This window comes from Sphingomonas jejuensis (assembly GCF_011927695.1).
GTDB lineage: Bacteria > Pseudomonadota > Alphaproteobacteria > Sphingomonadales > Sphingomonadaceae > Sphingomonas_K > Sphingomonas_K jejuensis.
Map to the genome: position 1 here is coordinate 176,848 of NZ_JAATJE010000001.1, position 16,899 is coordinate 193,746.

A 16,899-nucleotide genomic window follows, 5' to 3' on the forward strand; every position below is an offset into this window, starting at 1 on the left:
ATGGACCATCGCATCATCGAACGGTCAGGGCGTGACGTGCTGGGGGAGGGGCCCACGTGGATCCCGGACGAGGACAGCCTGTTCTGGGTCGACATCGTCGGGCAGCGGCTCTGGTCGCTGACGCTCGCCGATCACAAGATCCGCTCGTGGCCGATGCCTGAAAAGATTTGCTGGGTCGTGCCGCGCGCCGGCCGTCGCGACCTGCTCGCCGGCTTCAAGAGCGGCATCGCCGCTCTCACGCTGGACCCGCTCTCGATCGATCCCATCGTCGCGCCAGAGGCCGATCGACCCGAAAACCGCCTCAACGATGCGAAGGTGGATGGCGCCGGCCGCCTTTGGTTCGGCAGCAAGGACGACCGCGACGAGGACGCGAGCGGTGCTTTCTACCGGATGGATGGGCGCCTCGTGCCGGAACGGGTCGACGATGGCTATGGCGTGACCAACGGCCCCACGTTCAGCGCGGATGGCGACTGGCTTTACCATACCGACAGCGCCGCACGGCTGATCTACCGCTTCCGCTTGGAGGAGGGCGGCCGGCTCGGTCCGCGCGAGGATCACATCCGCTTCGAGGATGAATGGGGCTACCCCGACGGCATGACCACCGACGCCGATGGCTGCCTGTGGGTGGCGCACTGGGCCGGGGGGCGGATCAGCCGCTTCGATCCCGCGGGTCGGCGCATGACGTCGGTCGCCTTGCCGGCGGCGAACATCACCAGCTGTGCCTTTGCCGGGCCCGCGCTGGACCGGCTGTTCGTCACGTCCGCCGCGCTCAACGACGATGCGTCCGCGCATGGCGGCGCGCTGTTCGAGGTCGATGCCGGCGTCCGCGGCATGGCGCCCGTGCCATTCGGCGGCTGACATGATGCATGACAGCGACAGGCCGGCTGCGGTACACTTGCGGGCGATGGACAGATTTGACGATCTTGCTGTGCCGGACGGCGACGTCACGGTCGCCGCTGCCGCGCGCGCGGGCGAGGACGGTCGCAATCTCACCGCCAGCATCGTCGACGATCTCGGCCGGGCCATCGTGACGCAGGCCTATGTCCCGGCACAGCCCTTCCCGACGGAAGCCGAGCTCTGCCTGCGCTACGGCGCCAGCAGGCCGGTGCTGCGCGAAGCGGTGAAGATGCTGACGGCAAAGGGCCTGCTGCTTGCCCGCAAGCGTGCCGGCACCGTGGTGCAGCCGGAAGACAACTGGAACCTGCTCGATCCGGACGTGCTCAACTGGATGCTGCAGCGGACCTTCTCGATCGATCTTCTGATCGACTTCACCGAGATCCGCATGTCCATCGAACCGCGCGCCGCGACGCTTGCGGCGCACAGCGCCAGCGGACCGCAGCGCCGCGCCATCATGGAGGCGATTGAACGCATGTTCGCCGCCGACCGGGGCGAGGATGATGCGCTGGCGGCCGACATCGCGTTCCACATCGCGGTGCTGGAGGCGAGCAACAACCGCTTCATGCGCCAGTTCACCGGGCTCACCGAGACTACGCTGCGCTTCTCCATCCGCCGGACCAACGAATATAAAGGCGTGCGGCGCGCCAGCGCCAAGGAGCACAAGAAGGTCGCCGACGCCATCATCGAGGGTCAGGCGGAGCGGGCGGCCGTGCAGATGCGCGATCTGATCCAGGGCGCGCTCGATCTGCTGCTCGCCCGCGGATCGCACCCGCCCCGGCCCTGATCGCTCGGGGGCGCCCGCACCGCACCGCGGAGCTGACTACAGTCCTCCGCACATGCTGCTGCCGACCGGCGGTGCCGACGCGCGCCGCGCGGTCTGCGGCCGCCGCTCACCCGGGCGATAGGCGCCGGCCGCAAAGGGGGCGAGCTGCGCGTCGGTCAGGATCACGCGCCTGAGGTTGCCGGTGACGTAGCGCTGCGCCTGGTCATCGAAGTGGATGGATTGGGGGTCGCCGCTTTCGCCCCCCGCCGACACCGCCCACGCGCGCGGACCGTCCGGCGCGAACTCCACCGCCGCGACGAAGCTGTTGCCGCTGGTGCCGTAGAAGCACCGCTGCCCCGGCTGGCGCTCCACCCCGAACGCGGCCAGCGACCCGAAATTGCCCGACGTGAAGCCGACCGGCAGGCTCGGCCGCGCATCGTCGAACACCGATCGGATCGCCGGGCTCAGCCGCTGGAACCGGTTGATCCGCCCCCATGCGATCCGCCAGGTGCCGTAGGCCGCCTCCATCTTCTCGACCGCCGCGGCCAGCGCCGCGACCCGGTCGGCATCGGTCGTGCGCTCCGCCATGTAGGTGAACAAGGGCATGTTGGCCGCCGCCGCCTTTGGCCCCTCGCTCGCCCACAGCGCCTCGCCCCAGTGCACCGCCAGCGCGGTCGGCTCCGACATCACGCCCCAACGCCGGTCCCAGCCGTTCAGCATTGCCAGCGGCGCGGCCAGCGCCGTGCGGCGGGGATCGCTCGCCGGCAGCGCGTCGTGGCCGCGGCGCAGGCCCGGGATCTGCTCGTAGAAAAGAGGCAGGAACCGGTCGAACGCGGCCTGGGTCAGCGTGCGGGGGTCGAACTTGCGGTCTCCCTCCAGCAGCAGGGTCGCGTGGCGGCCGCGCGGGTTCTCGCCGAACTGGTCCATGTAGCGTGGGAAATCCGCCGCGCGCGGGCTGTCGGCGCCCGCCGCGCTCCACGGATGGTTGTTGGTGTTCATCACCCATCCGCTGGCCGGCCGCACCACCTGCGGCAGCTGGTCCAGCGGATGGAGGCCGCGCCAGGCGGTCGCCTGGTCGCTGCCGTCGACCGGCCGGGTGTAATCGAAGCGCCCGTCGCGCACGGGCACGAACTGCGGATGCAAATAGGCGATCGTGCCGTCCGCCGCGGCGAAGATCGTGTTGTTGGACGAATTCGCCTTCCGGTCAGATGCTTCGAGATAGCCCGCCAGGTCCGCCGCCTTGGTGCGCAGGAAGCTCTGCTCCAGCGCCGCGCGCGGGCTGTTCAGCATCGCGACGCTGATCCACCGCCCGCCCTCTGCCCGGATGACCGGCCCATGCTGCGTCGACAGGATCCTCACCATGCGCGGCGCGACCCGCCCGTCCGCCTGCCGCACGCCGATCGAGACCGTTCGCTCCGCCACCGCCCGCCATTCGCTGCCGAAGCGGTACGCCATGCGTCCGTCCCGCCGCGCCACCTCCACGGCGAACTCGTCGATGTTGTCGACCCCGCTCGACGTGTGCATCCACCCGATGCGCCGGTTGAACCCCTGGTAGACGAAGAATTGCCCCCAGGTGGACGCGCCATAGACGTCCAGCCCCTCGCCGCTCTGCACCTGCTGCTCGGCCCGGAAGAAGAAGCTGGTGTGCGGGTTGATCCAGAGGAGCGGGTTGCCGCTCGCGCTGCGCTGCGGCCCGATGGCGATGCCGTTCGATCCCTTGGGTTCGATCAGGCGGCCGGCATCGGCCATCGCCGTCGACACCGGCCGGCTCTGCCCCTCGTAGAAGGCCTGCAGCTGGCCCAGGTCGACGCCGCGCTCGATGTCACCACCGATGCTTCCTTCCGAAAAGGCGAGCGCCATCCACGGCTCGAAGCGGGTCAGGACTTTTGCCTGTACCTCCGGATGGTCGGCAAGATAGGCGTTCAGCCCCGCTGCCCAGGCTGCCGTCAGCGCGCGGAGCCAGGCGGGACTGGCCGCTTCCTCCCGGCGTAGAGCATCGTGGTCGATGAACATGCGCTGCCGCACGTCGCTCCAGAAGGCACCGGCACCCTCCGCCTCCGCCAGCCGGCCGAGCGCCACCAGATAGTTGCGCTCGATGCGCGCGAAATCGTCCTCCGCCTGCGCGTAGATCATGCCGAACACCGCATCGGCGTCGGTGTCGCCGCGGATATGCGCGATGCCGAAATGATCGCGCGTGATGGTCACGCGGCGCGCATGGTCCTGCGCCGCCACGGGCGCGGCAACGCCCGCCATCAGCAGCACCGCCAGCATCCGTCCCGCGCGCTTTCTCATGCCATCCCCGCCTTGTGTCCGCGTAAAATCATATTTATTCGTCAGCGTAGCAAAAGGATGGAGGAACGCCAGCGTGAAGGTTGAGCTGAGGTCGATCGGCCTGCCGGATTTTGGCGCCGTGGCGGCGCCCCCGCCGCTGCCGGCAGCGACCTACGAGGCGCGCTGCCGGGCCGCGCTGGATGCCGCCGGCACTGACTGGCTGGTCGCCTATGCCGATCGCGAACATTTCGCCAACGTCATGTTCCTGTCCGGGTTCGAACCCCGCTTTGAGGAGGCGCTGCTGCTGCTCGGCCGCAGTGGCGAGCGCGTGATCGTCACCGGCAACGAATGCGTGCCCTACACCGCGATCTCGCCCTTGCCGGGCCTCGATGTGCGCCTGTCGCAGACCATGAGCCTTATGGGGCAGGACCGCACGCAGGCGCCCCGGCTGACGCAGGTGCTGGCCGACGCCGGCATCGCGCGCGGTCACAGCATCGCGCTGGTCGGCTGGAAATATCTGGAGCCGGAGGAATGGGACGGCGACGATGCACCCTCCTTCGTGCCCGCCGCCTATGTGGAGGCGCTGCGCCGGGTCGGCGGCGCGGTGGTGGACCGCACCGACATCCTTCTCCATCCCGAACATGGCCAGCGCTCGCTGATCGATGCCGATCAGATCGCGATCTTCGAAGCGGCGGCCGCGCGCGGATCGGAAATGGTGTGGAGCATCCTGTCGCAGGTCCGCCCGGGCGACAGCGAATGGGAGGCGGCGGCACGCATGCGCTACCGCGGTGAACCCTTCAACGTCCATGCGATGATGACGACGGGCGATGCGGCCGGGGCCGGCGTCAACGGGCTGTGCAGTCCGGGCCCGCGCCGCATCGCGAAAGGCGACGGCGCCTCGACGGCCGTCGGCTTGTGGGGCGGCCTCACCGCGCGCGCGGGGCTGGTCACCGACACGGACGATCGCTTCGAGGAGCAGGCGGCCGGTTACTTCCGCGGCCTCGCACGCTGGTACCAGGTCGCCGATCTCGCGGTGGAGGGCGGCACCCTTCATGCCGCCGTGACCGAAACGCTGGCCGACGCCGGGCTCCGCTCGCTTCTCAATCCCGGCCACCTGACGGGCCATGAGGAATGGTCGAACAGCCCGGTGCGTCCCGGCTCCCGCCATCGCATCCGCTCCGGCATGCACATGCAGGTGGATGTCATCCCGGTGCCGATGCCGACCGGCTGGGCGCTCAACTGCGAAGACAGCGTGGTCTTCGCCGACGACGCGCTCCGCGCCGATCTCCGCGCCCGTCATCCGGCCGTCGCCGATCGCATCGACGCGCGGCGCCGCTTCATGCGCGACGTGCTGGGCGTGGCCGTCGCCGACGCGGTGCTGCCTTTGTCGTCGACCCCGCTCTGCCTGCCGCCCTGCTGGCTGGCGAGCGACCGCATCTTCGCGCTCGCCTGACCGGGGCAACCCGCCCGCGCCTCGACGGTTGGGGCAGGGGAGGGAGAGTGAGATGCTGGAACATGTCCCCGCCTGGCTCGGCGGGCTGCTAAAGTCGGTACGCGCCGGGCATGCACGGCTGGTGATCGCGGATCCCGCGCTGTCCTTGCCGGATCCGACGATCTCGCTGGCCAGCCCCGCCTTTGCCGATGGCGCGCGGTTGCCTGACCGCTTCACCGCCGATGGCGACGGGGTGTCGCCCCCGCTCACCTGGGGCGCGGCGCCTGCCGGCACCGCCGCGTTCGCGCTGATCGTCGAGGATCCGGACGCGCCCGCGCCGCAGCCGCTCGTCCATGCCGTCGTCTGGGCGATTGGCGCAGCGGAGGCCGGCCTGGCGGAAGGCGCGATCGCCGCCGATGGGCGGGGCACGCACGGCGGCAAGGATGTCGGCCGCAACAGCTATGGCCGGGAAGGCTGGCTGCCGCCCGATCCTCCCACCGGCCATGGCTCGCACGATTATGTGTTTCAGCTGTTCGCCCTGTCGGAGGCGGTGGCGCTCTCCGGCAATCCTGGCCGCTCGGCGGTGGTGGAGGCGCTTGCCGGTCGTGTCCTGGCGACAGGCCTGCTGGTCGGCACCTATTCGCGCGGCGAGCCTGCCGACATCGGCATCGCCGGGTCCCCCGCGATGGCGTGAGTGGGGGCGGCGCCGATGCCCGCCAGCAGCGCCGTCATTTCCGCCTGCCGCGAGACACCGAGCTTCCGGAACACCGATTTCAGGTGGATGCGGGCCGTCGCGGGCGCCTGGCCCAGGGTCAGCGCGGCGCCCGCGATATCGTGGCCGACCGTCAGCAGCACCGCCAGCCGCGCCTCCGTCGGCGTCAGCCCGAACAGCTCGCGCAGCATCGTCGTGGATGGCGATGCTACCATCCGGGGATCGTGGACCACCACCATGGCGGCGGTCTCGCCCGGCAGGTCCTCGGCATGCCGTCCCGGCAGCGGCGCCACGAACAGCGCCATCACGCCCTCCGCGCCCGCCGTTCGCATCCATCCGCCCGCATGTCCCGTAGGTGACAGCGCATCTTTCAGCAGCTGGGCGAAGCGCGGCCGATCGGCGGTCCGCGTCGGCAGCAGCGCGCCGCCGGTCGTCACAAAGGGTGTCTGGGCCGACAGCATCCGCTCCGCCGCCCTGTTGGCGAACAGCAGCCGTCCCAGCCCATCCAGCAGCAGCACCGCCTGGCGCAGGCCGTCGATCAGGTGGCGGCTTGCCCGTGCGCCTGCGTCCAGCATCCCGATCGTGCGGGAGCATGACAGCGCCTGCCCGACATGGTGGCGCAGCAGAAGGAACATGCGAAGCTCGTCCCCTTGGACATGCCCCTGCCGCCGGCTTCGCTGCAGGCTGATGTTCGGGCTGTAGCCGGGGATCGCCGGAAGCATGCTGCCGATGAAGTAGCGCAGGTCCTGCGGCGCCAGCCATGCATAGACCGGATCGCGGTCCATCTCGGCTTCGGTCATCACCATGGCGTCGACCAGATAGTCGACCGGCGCATTGTGCTTCAGCCAGGCCGTTCGCGGGCAGATCGCCATGTAGTCGCGGGCGTATTCCGCACATTGCTCGGCGGTGATGCGGCCGGCCAGCACCATGCCGGGGTGGCGCCCGGTCGGAACGAGGTTGAGGGTCGCCCCGGCACTGCCGGTCAGGTCCTCCATGGCACGAAGGGCTTCGACCCATGCGGCAGGATCGACGGCGGCGGCATGGATCAGGCTTACGGTCTGGCTGAACCGCTCCAACGACATGGCGACCCCCCCTCGACGCGCCTGTCCTATCCCATCTGCGGTATAGCTCATTAACGTTGAAGCGTTCAACAACGTGGATGAACGGCGACGGGGGTCGCCGGCCTGGTTGTTGCGTGGTTGAGGGGGACCAATGAAAACGCTGCTCCGTTTGTCGGTCATGCTTTGTGTCGCGGCTGCGCCCGCGATGACGCTCGCGCAGGACACGTCCGCCGAGGCCAATTACGGGGAGATCAGGCTCGAATCCGGCTTCACGCCTGACCCGCACATCATTCCCGTGCGCTCAGGCGGCAGCATCGATGCCAGCGACCGCTATGAGAATTGCCGGGGCTACATCTCCAATGCGCCCGATGTGCGGCTGCGCTTCGAAGCCGGCAGCCTGCCGCTGATCATCTCGGTCGATTCGGATGCGGACACCACGCTGGTCGTGAACGCGCCCGACGGCCGCTGGTACTGCGACGACGACAGTGGGGAGGGGATGAACCCGTCCGTCCGCTTCAACGATCCCAAGGATGGCCGCTACGAGATCTGGGTGGGCACCTACGGCCGGTCCGAAACGGAACGCGCCCGCCTCGAAATCTCGGAGCTCGAAAGCCGCTAGGGTCGCCTCCGCGGCTGCTCAGCGCCGCGCGACGCGGTGCCGGCTTGGGGAGGCCGGCACAACCCGGCCGGGCCATCGGATCTGCGCACCGACCCTGCGCCGATCCGGTGTGCCCGGCCACCTTGCGCCTCGTCGCCACCGCCGCCATCTGACCGCCGACGCGATCGGCGCGTCGGTGCTGTGGCGAGGCGACGATGATCGAGGTTTCCAGGCGCGCGATGCTCGCGGGCGGCGCGTCGCTCGCCTTTGCAGGCTGCGCGCGTCGACCGGCGGACGCCGGCGGCACCGTCGCCGCGCAGGTCAACGGTTACGGGCCACTGGTGCCCGATCCCGCCGGCCTCTTCGACCTTCCCCGGGGCTTCACCTATCGGATCGTGTCGTCGGCGGGGCAGGTCATGGACGATGGCCTCATCGTGCCGGGCAACATGGACGGCATGGGCTGTTTCGACGCCGGCGGCGGGCGTGTGGCGCTCGTGCGCAACCACGAATTGAAGCCGGCGCAGACCGCACTCGGGGCCTTTGCGGAGACGCCCGACGCCGCGGGTGTCGCGGCCTATGATCGCGCGGACGATGGACGCCCGCTGCCGGGCGGCACCACCACCGTCCTCTTTGACCCGCGCAGCGGCAGGGTGGAGCGCCAGCATCTCAGCCTGGCGGGAACGGCGGTCAACTGCGCCGGCGGCCAGACGCCGTGGGGAAGCTGGCTGACCTGCGAGGAGATCGTCATCGATGGCGCCCGCCCGCACGGCTATGTGTTCGAAGTTCCGGCCGCCGGCCGCGGTACGGCGCCGCCCGTGCCGCTGCGCGCGCTTGGCCGCTTCAAGCACGAGGCGGCCGCCATCGATCCTGCCAGCGGCATCGTCTACCTGACGGAGGACAAGGAGGACGGCCTCTTCTACCGCTTCCTCCCCGACGATCGGCGCCGGCTGGCGGCCGGCGGCCGGCTACAGGCGCTGGCGTTTGTCGACGGTGCGCGCGACACCCGCAACGCCGCCGGCACCGATCCGTTCGCGCCCCGGAGCTGGCGGTCGGTCCGCTGGATCGAGCTCGACGGCACCGATGCCGATGGCGACGACCTGCGCCTGCGTGGTGCCGCCGCCGGTGCCGCGCGCTTCGCCCGTGGGGAGGGCATCCACTTCGGCCGTGGCGAGCTCTACTTCACCTGCACCTCGGGCGGGGCCGCCAATCTCGGCCAGATCATGCGCTATGTGCCGGGCGAGGACCGGATCCAGAATTTCGTGGAATCCGGCAGCCACGATGTGCTCGACTATGGCGACAACCTGACGATCACGCCCTGGAATCACCTGATGGTGTGCGAGGATCAGTATACGGACGTCCGTGACAACCGGCTGAAGGGCATCACGCCGGCCGGCGCGACCTACACGGTGGGCCGCGTCGCGCTGCCTGACCAGCCGGAGACCGCCGGCGTGTGCTTCTCGCCGGACGGGCAGGTCATGTTCCTGAACATCTACCGCCCCGGCCACACGCTGGCGATCACCGGTCCCTGGCAGCGGTTCGACGATCGTCCGATCGCCGACTGACGCTACGGCATTCCCGATCCGGGACGGATTGGCACCTTGTCGGCCCGGCCGACTGTGATAGCCTCATCCGGCCCTGATCCGTGCAGGAGACGCGGGCGGCAGGCGGGCGGCAGGTCGCCCCGGCGACACGCCTCTTTCCCGTCAATGCGGGGCATGGAGAGGAGTGTCCTGCGATGCCCTACGCCGACCATCATGCCACCAGCCGGACCCGCAGCCTCGCGCTTGTCGCGATCGTGCATGTGGGCGTCGGTTACGCGCTTCTGACCGGCCTTGCCGGCAGCTTCATCATCGATGACGCGCCGCCGACGCTGCAAACGTCCAACATCCCGATCGCCCCGCCCCCGCCGCCGCAGCAGCCGGAGCCGGTTCAGCGGCAGCAGGAGGCGCCGCGTCCCGCCGAACCGATCAGCGTGCCCCTGCCCAGGATCCAGCCGCCGTCGCCCAACCAGACGCTCACGACGACGGAGCTGCCGCCGCTGCGCCCGACCCCGCTTCCCGAGGTGACCGGCAACGGCACCGGCACGGCGCCGGAGGTGCTGCCACCGGTCGAGCAGACGATCGTCCGGTCGGCCGCCGCGAAGGGCAACCCCGCGGCCTGGATCTCCGATGCCGACTATCCCGCCCGCGCGCTCAGGGAGGAGCGCTCCGGCACCAGCAGCATCCGGTGGGAGATCAGCACGGCGGGCCGGGTCGAGAACTGCACGGTGGTCGCGTCCAGCGGATCGCCGGACCTCGACCGCGCCGCCTGCCAGGCGATCACGCGCCGCGGCCGCTACGACCCCGCGCTCGATGCGACCGGCGCGCCGATCCGCTCCAGCGCATCGCGTCGCGTGGTCTGGCGCATCCCGGCCGAATGACGGGCGGGCTGGTCGTCAGGGCGTGACGACCAGCTTCCCCACCGCCTTGCGCGCGGCCATGTGGGCGATGGCCGCGCCGCCCTCCGCCAGCGGCCAGCGCCGCTCGACCCGCGGCCGGATGCGCCCCTCGGCCCACCAGCGCATCAGCTGCTCGACATGGGCGGCGTTCGCCTTCGGATCGCGCGCGGCGAACGCGCCCCAGAACACCCCGCACACGTCGCAGCTCTTCAACAGCGTCAGGTTGAGCGGCAGCTTCGGGATGCCGGCCGGGAACCCGACCACCAGATAGCGTCCCTCCCAGGCAATCGCGCGGAGCGCCGGCTCGGCATAGGCGCCGCCGACCGGGTCGAGCACCACGTCCGCGCCGCCCGCGCCGACGGCCTGCTTGAAGGCATCGGCCAGCGCCTTTGATCCCGCCGTGTCGAACGGTCCCGCCGGATAGACCAGCGTCCGGTCGGCCCCGGCATCCCGCGCGGCCGCGGCCTTGTCGTCGGACGAGACGGCCGCCACCACCGTTGCGCCCAGCGCCTTGCCGATCTCGATGGCGGCGATGCCGACCCCGCCGGCGGCGCCCAGCACCAGCAGCGTCTGCCCCGCCGTCAGCCGCCCGCGATCAACAAGGGCGTGGATCGCGGTGGCATAGGTCAGGAGGAGCGCCGCGGCCTCGCCCGCGTCGCGGCCTTCCGGCAACCGCTGGGCGGCGCGGGCATCCACCAGCGCCTTTTCAGCCAGCCCGCCATGGCCGATCACCGCGAACAGCCGGTCGCCGGCCGCCCAGCCGTCCACCCCGTCGCCGACCGCCTCCACCACCCCGGCGATCTCGCCACCCGGCGCGAACGGGCGCGGCGGCCGCATCTGGTACTTGTCCTCGATGATCAGCACGTCGGGATAGTTGATCGCAGTCGCCTCGACCCGCACCAGCAGCTGTCCTGCGCCCGGCACCGGGTCGTCGATCTCGGTCAGCGTCAGCATGTCCGGTCCACCGGCCTCGATCGACAGCAATGCCTTCATCGGTTCACCCTCGCCTTGTTGCGGTCATGGACGGCAGCCATCCCGGGGGCCACAAGGCAACCCCGCAACTGTCGAGACGTTCGCCACCGATGACCCGTTTTTTCCACGTCAGCGATATTCACTTCGGCGCCGAGGATGTCGAGGCGATCGCCTGGTTCGGCACCGTCGTCCGGGACGAGCGGCCCGACGGTGTTGTAATGACCGGCGATCTCACCATGCGCGCCAAGAAATCGGAGTTCGAGGCGGCAAGCGCGTTCCTGTCGGGCCTCGGCGTGCCGGTGTCGGTGGAGGTCGGCAACCACGACATTCCCTATTACTACAATCCCATCCGTCGCCTGCTGCGCCCCTACCGCCGCTATCTCGCGGTGGAGCAGATGGTGGAAAAGCCGCTCGACCTGAAAAGCGTCACGGTTGTGCCGCTGCGGACCACGGCGCGCGCGCAGCTTCGCTTCGATTGGTCCAAGGGCAATGTGACCCGGCCCCGGCTGGCCGAGTCCCTCGCGCTGGTGGAGGCTGCACCAGCCGACCACGCGGTGATCGTCGCCTGCCACCACCCGCTGATGGAGGCCGATACGCGCGCCAGCGCCAACACGCGGGGTGGGAAGGGCGCATTGGCCGCGCTCGCCGCCGCCGGTGCGGACGCCGTGCTTTCGGGCCATGTCCATGATCCCTTCGACATCGCCGTCGACATCGGTGGCCGGAGCGTCCGCATGATCGGCGCGGGAACGCTCAGCCGGCGAACTCGCGACACGCCGGCCTCGTTCAACGACATCCGGGTGGGCGCGGACGGCAGCATCAGTGTCACCGTCCGCACGATGGCGGGGTGATCAGCGCGTCCGCGAGATGAGGTGGTAGAGCGGGTGCACCGCCTGCGCGTTGGTGGTGAAGGCGCGCAGCCGCGGTGACACCAGCGACCAACGGATCGGGCGGGCAAGCGGGATAAGGCTGGCCGTCTCCGCCAGCGCCCGGTCCGCGGCCGCCAGCGATATGCCGCGCTGCGCCAGCGTGGTGGCACGGCGCGCATTGGCGAGCGCTTCGGCAACACGCGGGTCGCACCAGGCGTCGGGTGCGCAGCCGAGGCCGGACAGATACCAGATCGCGCTGCCCGCCGGCGCCACCGCATCCACGAAGCGCAGGTCCGCTGCTTCGCCCGGCGCGACGCGTTCGGCCTGCAAGCCGACGTCCAGAAGGTCGCTGGCGATCAGCCCCCACAGCACCGTTCCGCCGGGTCCGGACGGCATGGCGATCCGGATCGGCGGGACGGGGCCGTTCGCGGCCGTCCAGGTCTGCACCCGTTCCCGCGCGAGGGCGCGGCGCTGCGCCGCCGGAACGGCCGCCCAGGCGGGGATGGTTGGCGGCGCGGCCGATCGATAGGATTCCGGCAGCACCGTCTCGACGGCACCCCAGCCCGGAACGGAGAATGCGGCGGCAAGCCGGGCCCGGTCGAGCGCGAGCGCCAGCGTCTGGCGGTTCGCCTGATCCGCCAGGAAGCCGTCGGCCGTGACGAGCTGCAGGCCCATCAGGCCCTGCGCGGGATCGAAGCGCAGCAGGTTGTCTCCCGCCCGCGCCGCCCGCGCGACAGGCAGGTCGTCGACAGTGCCGCCAAGCACCAGGTCGGCCTCGCCCGCGACGAAACGGGCGACCGCGATGGCGGCGCGGCCGCCGGACAGCAGCAGCGCGCGGGTGGGCGCGGTGCTGGCATCGCTGTCGTCGGGCGCGGTGGGGTCGGGCAGCGGCTCCAGCCGCAACGGGTCGCCGGTCGGTGCCGCGATCCGGAACGGCCCGGCACCGCCGTTGGCGCCGAGCAGCGACAGCTCCGGCTGGGCCAGCAGCTCCAGCAAAGGCGGGCGGGCGGTCCGCAGCCGGATCTCGATCACCTGCGGCGTGACGACCACGACATCCTCGATCGCCTCGAGTGCGGGCTTCATGACGTTGTCGCTTGATCGGGCGAGCGCGCGCCGCAACCCGCGCTGGACCTGCCGGGCGGTGACCCGCTCGCCGTCCGGCCAGCGGGCCTCGCGCAGGCGGAAGATGTAGCTGAGGCCGTCGTCCGTCACCATCCAGCGCTCGGCCAGCGCCGGCTCGATCTGGCCGGCCGCATCGAAGGCGACCAGGCCCTGCGACACCGCCGACAACAGGACGCGGGTCGGCGGCGACAGCGCTCCGTCGTTCGGATCGGCCAGGCGCGGGCTCGGGCCGATCAGGGCGACATTGATCGGGCCATCGTCGCTGCGGGGCCCGCAGCCCGCAACCGCCAGCGCGGCGAGCGTCATAAGAAGGAGGCGCGGCATCGCCCGACCCTAGCGGCTCATCCCCCCGTTCGGAAGAAGAAGGGCGCATGGCGATGGCGTTGCGCCCGCGCGATGTGGCGGATTGCTTCGGGCTTCAGTGGAAGTCGTGGCTCTTGATGGGGATCACGTCTTCGGGATCGCAGCCGTTGCGGAACGGCGGGTGGTAATCGCTGCGCACGCGCGGCTTCCATCCGGGCTCGCCGCGGTCGGGGGCGCCGGCGTGGGTCGCGCCGTCGCTCGGGCTCGTCAGCCGCGGCATGTCGATGTCCCCCACCTCGCGCAGCATCGCCGTGCGATCGTGGATGCGATCGGCGATCACATGGATGACCTCGCCCTCGCGCTGCACCACCCCGGTCACGCTGATCATCGCCGAAGACATCACCACCGTGCGCTGCGCCTCGAACCGGTCGGGCCACAGGATGATGTTGGCCACCCCGGTTTCATCCTCCACCGTGATGAACAGCACGCCCTTGGCCGATCCCGGCTTCTGGCGGACCAGGATGATGCCGGCCACCTCGACGCGGCGGCCGTCCTTGATGTGGCGAAGGTCGCCGCACGGAACGACCCGCTGGCGCGTAAGCGCGTCCCGCAGGAAGAACAGCGGATGCTTGCGCAGCGTCAGCTGCGTCGCGCGGTAATCCTCCACCACCTCGCGTCCGGCGGTCAGCGGGACGAGGCTGACCGGCTCCTCGCGCCGCTCCGCCGCTTCCAGAAGGGGCAGCGGCTTCTCGCCCAAGCCACGGATCGCCCACAGCGCCTGTCGCCGGTCCAGCCCCATCGCGCGGAACGCATCGGCCTTGGCCAGCTTCTCCAGCGTCGCCAGCGGCACGCCCGACCGCCGCCACAGGTCCTCGACCGACCGGAACGGCGCCATGCCACGGGCGGCGATGATGCGTGCGGCATCAAGTTCCGACAGCCCGTGCACGATCCGCATGCCAAGCCGCAGCGGCAGGCGGACGCTGTTCGCCGACGCCGACGCCGACGCGGCGGCTGGCGGCGGGGCGTCGCCTTGCACCAGGTGGCAGTCCCAGCTGCTGTGCAGCACCGACACCGGTTCGATGACCACGCCGTGCTCGCGCGCGTCGCGGACGATCTGCGCGGGCGCGTAGAAGCCCATCGGCTGCGCGTTCAGCAGCGCGCAGCAGAAGACGTCGGGATGATGGCACTTCATCCAGCTCGATGCGTAGGCGATCTTGGCAAAGGACGCCGCATGGCTTTCCGGAAAGCCGTAGGATCCGAACCCTTCGATCTGCTTCACCAGCCGCTCGGCGAACTCGGGGCCGATGCCCCTCTCCGCCATGCCTTCGATCAGTTCGGTTTTGAACTGCCCGACGCCCTGGGTGTACTTGAACGTCGCCATGGCCTTGCGCAGCTCGTCGGCGCGGGCCGGGGTGAAGCCGGCGCCCTCGATCGCGACCTTCATCGCCTGCTCCTGGAACAGGGGCACGCCGAACGTCTTCTCCAGCACCGCCTTCAGCGCGGGGCTCGGATAGTCGAACTCGATGTCCGGGTTCTTCCGCTTCTGCTCGCGCCGCTTCAGGTACGGGTGCACCATGTCGCCCTGGATGGGGCCGGGGCGCACGATGGCGACCTGGATGGCGATGTCGTAGAATTCCTTGGGCAGCATCCGCGGCAGCATCGCCATCTGCGCCCGGCTCTCGATCTGGAAGACGCCCAGCGTGTCCGCCTTCTGGATCATCCGGAAGGTTGCCGGATCGTCCGTCTGCAGGTCCGGATGATCAAGGGTCAGGGCGATGCCCTTGTGCGTGGCCAGCAGGTCAAAGGCGCGCCGCATGCAGCCCAACATGCCAAGGCCGAGGATATCGACCTTCATCATGCCGGCTTCCTCCACATCCTCCTTTTCCCATTCAATCACATGGCGGTTGGGCATGGATGCGGGCTCGATCGGGACCAGCTGGTCCAGCCGGTCGCGCGTCAGCACGAACCCGCCGGGATGCTGGGACAGGTGGCGCGGCGTGCCGATCAGCTTGCGGGCAAGCTCCAGCGTCAGGGCCAGGCGCGGATCGCCCCGATCCAGGTTCAAAGCGTCAACATGGCGGTCAGCCACGCCTTCTTCCGACCACCCCCAGATCTGTCCGGCCAGCGCGGCCGTCATGTCTTCCGACAGGCCAAGCGCCTTGCCCACCTCGCGCACGGCGCCGCGCGCGCGGAACCGGCTGACCACCGCCGTCATCGCCGCATGGTCACGGCCGTAGGTGTCGTAGATCCACTGGATCACCTCCTCGCGGCGCTCATGCTCGAAGTCGATGTCGATGTCGGGCGGCTCCGCCCGGTTCTCCGACAGGAACCGTTCGAACAGCAGCTTGTGCTCGACCGGATCGATGGAGGTGATGCCCAGCACGAAGCAGATCACCGAGTTGGCAGCCGACCCGCGTCCCTGGCAGAGGATGTCCTGGCTGCGCGCGAACTCGACGATCGAATGAACGGTCAGGAAGTATGCCGCGTAGCTCAGCTTGGCGACCAGGCCGAGCTCCTTGACCAGCAGGTCGCGATAAGCCTCCGGCGGCGCTCCGTTGAAGCGTTGGTTGAGCGCCCGGGTGGCAAGCTTCTCCAGCGCCTGCTGCGGCGTCTGTCCCACCATCACCGCTTCTTCGGGGTAGAGATACTGATCGCGCAGGTCGCGCGGGGTGAAGGTGCAGCGCTCCACCACCGCCTCGACGGCCGACAGCGCGTCCGGATAACGGGCAAAGCGGCGCGCCATCTCCTCGGGCGGCTGCAGGCAGCGATCGACCGATCGTTCGCGCTTCAACCCCAGGTCGTCGATGGTGGTCTTTTCGCGGATGGCCGTCACCACATCCTGCAACAGCCTCAGTTCGGGGCTGTGGTAGAGCACGTCGCCGGTCGCGATCGGCTTCAGGCCAAAGCGCCGTGCATCCGTGGCGGCTTCGTGCAGGCGACGCGCATCGTCGGGCCGCCGCCGCTGGGTCAGGCAGACATGGCCTCTCTCGTCGCCCGAGCCCGCGCCGAACAACTCTGCCATCCACCTGAGGTCGCCGTCGTGCGCACCGTCGTCTCCGGGAACAAGCGCGGCGACGAGACCCTCGGCATGTCCGGCCACGTCGTCCCAGTGCAGAAAGCAGCGGCCTTTTTCGCCGTGCTGCGATCGGGCACGCGCCTTGCCGATGGTGAGGAGGCGAGTGAGCCGGCTCCACGCCGCCAGATCTTGTGGCCAGACCAGGAGCGAGGTGCCGGTGACGAGATCAAGCCGGCATCCGACAACAAGCCGAATGGGAGCATGCTGGCGAGACACCTGCTCTGCCATGACCATGGCGCGGATAATGCCGGCCACCGAGTTTCGATCGGTGATGGCCATGGCCGGCATGCCCATCAGCGATGCCGTCGAGAACAGTTCCTCGCACGACGACACGCCGCGCAGAAAGCAGAAGTGGCTGGAGACCTGAAGTTCGGAATAGGCCATCGCAC

13 protein-coding genes are annotated in these 16,899 nt (G+C 70.0%); 8 read left to right on the forward strand and 5 right to left on the reverse strand.

The features are described 5' to 3' along the window. Positions 1 to 858, forward strand: a complete 858-nt coding sequence (locus GGR88_RS00965) for an SMP-30/gluconolactonase/LRE family protein (RefSeq protein ID WP_167952101.1) — start codon at positions 1 to 3, stop codon at positions 856 to 858. Between the two features lie 46 nt (positions 859 to 904). Further along, positions 905 to 1,681 (forward strand): FadR/GntR family transcriptional regulator, encoded by a 777-nt coding sequence (locus GGR88_RS00970; protein ID WP_167952103.1) that lies wholly within the window; start codon positions 905 to 907, stop codon positions 1,679 to 1,681. A 36-nt stretch (positions 1,682 to 1,717) separates the two neighbouring features. Here GGR88_RS00970 and GGR88_RS00975 read toward each other — a convergent pair whose 3' ends face one another. Next, positions 1,718 to 3,952 carry a penicillin acylase family protein gene (locus tag GGR88_RS00975; protein ID WP_209023164.1) on the reverse strand — a complete coding sequence of 745 codons (2,235 nt, stop codon included), beginning with the start codon at positions 3,950 to 3,952 and terminating at the stop codon, positions 1,718 to 1,720. 73 nt (positions 3,953 to 4,025) lie between these two features. On the opposite strand from GGR88_RS00975, the gene GGR88_RS00980 reads away from it, so the two are divergent. Both GGR88_RS00980 and GGR88_RS00985 read left to right on the forward strand, forming a co-directional pair. Then, complete coding sequence (locus tag GGR88_RS00980; protein WP_167952105.1) at positions 4,026 to 5,384, forward strand: M24 family metallopeptidase; 1,359 nt, start codon at positions 4,026 to 4,028, stop codon at positions 5,382 to 5,384. Positions 5,385 to 5,436: 52 nt separating this feature from the next. Further along, the gene (locus tag GGR88_RS00985) at positions 5,437 to 6,057 is read left to right on the forward strand and encodes a YbhB/YbcL family Raf kinase inhibitor-like protein (RefSeq protein WP_167952107.1); all 621 of its coding nucleotides are present in this window, start codon (positions 5,437 to 5,439) and stop codon (positions 6,055 to 6,057) included. Here GGR88_RS00985 and GGR88_RS00990 read toward each other — a convergent pair. Beyond that, entirely contained in the window at positions 6,000 to 7,157 is a 1,158-nt protein-coding gene (locus tag GGR88_RS00990; protein WP_167952109.1) for a helix-turn-helix transcriptional regulator, read from the reverse strand. The two genes, GGR88_RS00985 and GGR88_RS00990, sit on opposite strands and share 58 nt — an antisense overlap. Positions 7,158 to 7,341: 184 nt before the next feature. On the opposite strand from GGR88_RS00990, the gene GGR88_RS00995 reads away from it, so the two are divergent. From GGR88_RS00995 to GGR88_RS01005, 3 genes are all read left to right on the forward strand, one after another. Then, on the forward strand, positions 7,342 to 7,755 hold the full coding sequence (locus GGR88_RS00995; protein ID WP_209023165.1) for a hypothetical protein: 414 nt from the start codon (positions 7,342 to 7,344) through the stop codon (positions 7,753 to 7,755). A gap of 194 nt (positions 7,756 to 7,949) precedes the next feature. Next, positions 7,950 to 9,296: an alkaline phosphatase PhoX gene (locus GGR88_RS01000; protein WP_245196402.1), complete on the forward strand. Its 1,347-nt coding sequence runs from the start codon at positions 7,950 to 7,952 to the stop codon at positions 9,294 to 9,296. 173 nt (positions 9,297 to 9,469) lie between these two features. Next, positions 9,470 to 10,153, forward strand: coding sequence for an energy transducer TonB (locus GGR88_RS01005; RefSeq protein ID WP_167952111.1), 684 nt, complete (start codon positions 9,470 to 9,472; stop codon positions 10,151 to 10,153). A 15-nt stretch (positions 10,154 to 10,168) separates the two neighbouring features. Here GGR88_RS01005 and GGR88_RS01010 read toward each other — a convergent pair whose 3' ends face one another. Next, entirely contained in the window at positions 10,169 to 11,164 is a 996-nt protein-coding gene (locus tag GGR88_RS01010; protein WP_209023166.1) for an NADPH:quinone oxidoreductase family protein, read from the reverse strand. Between the two features lie 89 nt (positions 11,165 to 11,253). Between GGR88_RS01010 and GGR88_RS01015 the strand changes: the two genes are divergently transcribed. Beyond that, a complete protein-coding gene (locus tag GGR88_RS01015; RefSeq protein ID WP_167952113.1) occupies positions 11,254 to 11,991 on the forward strand; it encodes a metallophosphoesterase family protein in 738 nt (245 codons plus the stop codon). Here GGR88_RS01015 and GGR88_RS01020 read toward each other — a convergent pair whose 3' ends face one another. Both GGR88_RS01020 and GGR88_RS01025 read right to left on the reverse strand, forming a co-directional pair. Continuing rightward, positions 11,992 to 13,455, reverse strand: a complete 1,464-nt coding sequence (locus GGR88_RS01020; protein ID WP_167952115.1) for an ABC transporter substrate-binding protein — start codon at positions 13,453 to 13,455, stop codon at positions 11,992 to 11,994. Positions 13,456 to 13,549: 94 nt separating this feature from the next. Beyond that, positions 13,550 to 16,894, reverse strand: a complete 3,345-nt coding sequence (locus GGR88_RS01025) for an error-prone DNA polymerase (RefSeq protein WP_167952117.1) — start codon at positions 16,892 to 16,894, stop codon at positions 13,550 to 13,552. Positions 16,895 to 16,899 lie beyond the last annotated feature (5 nt).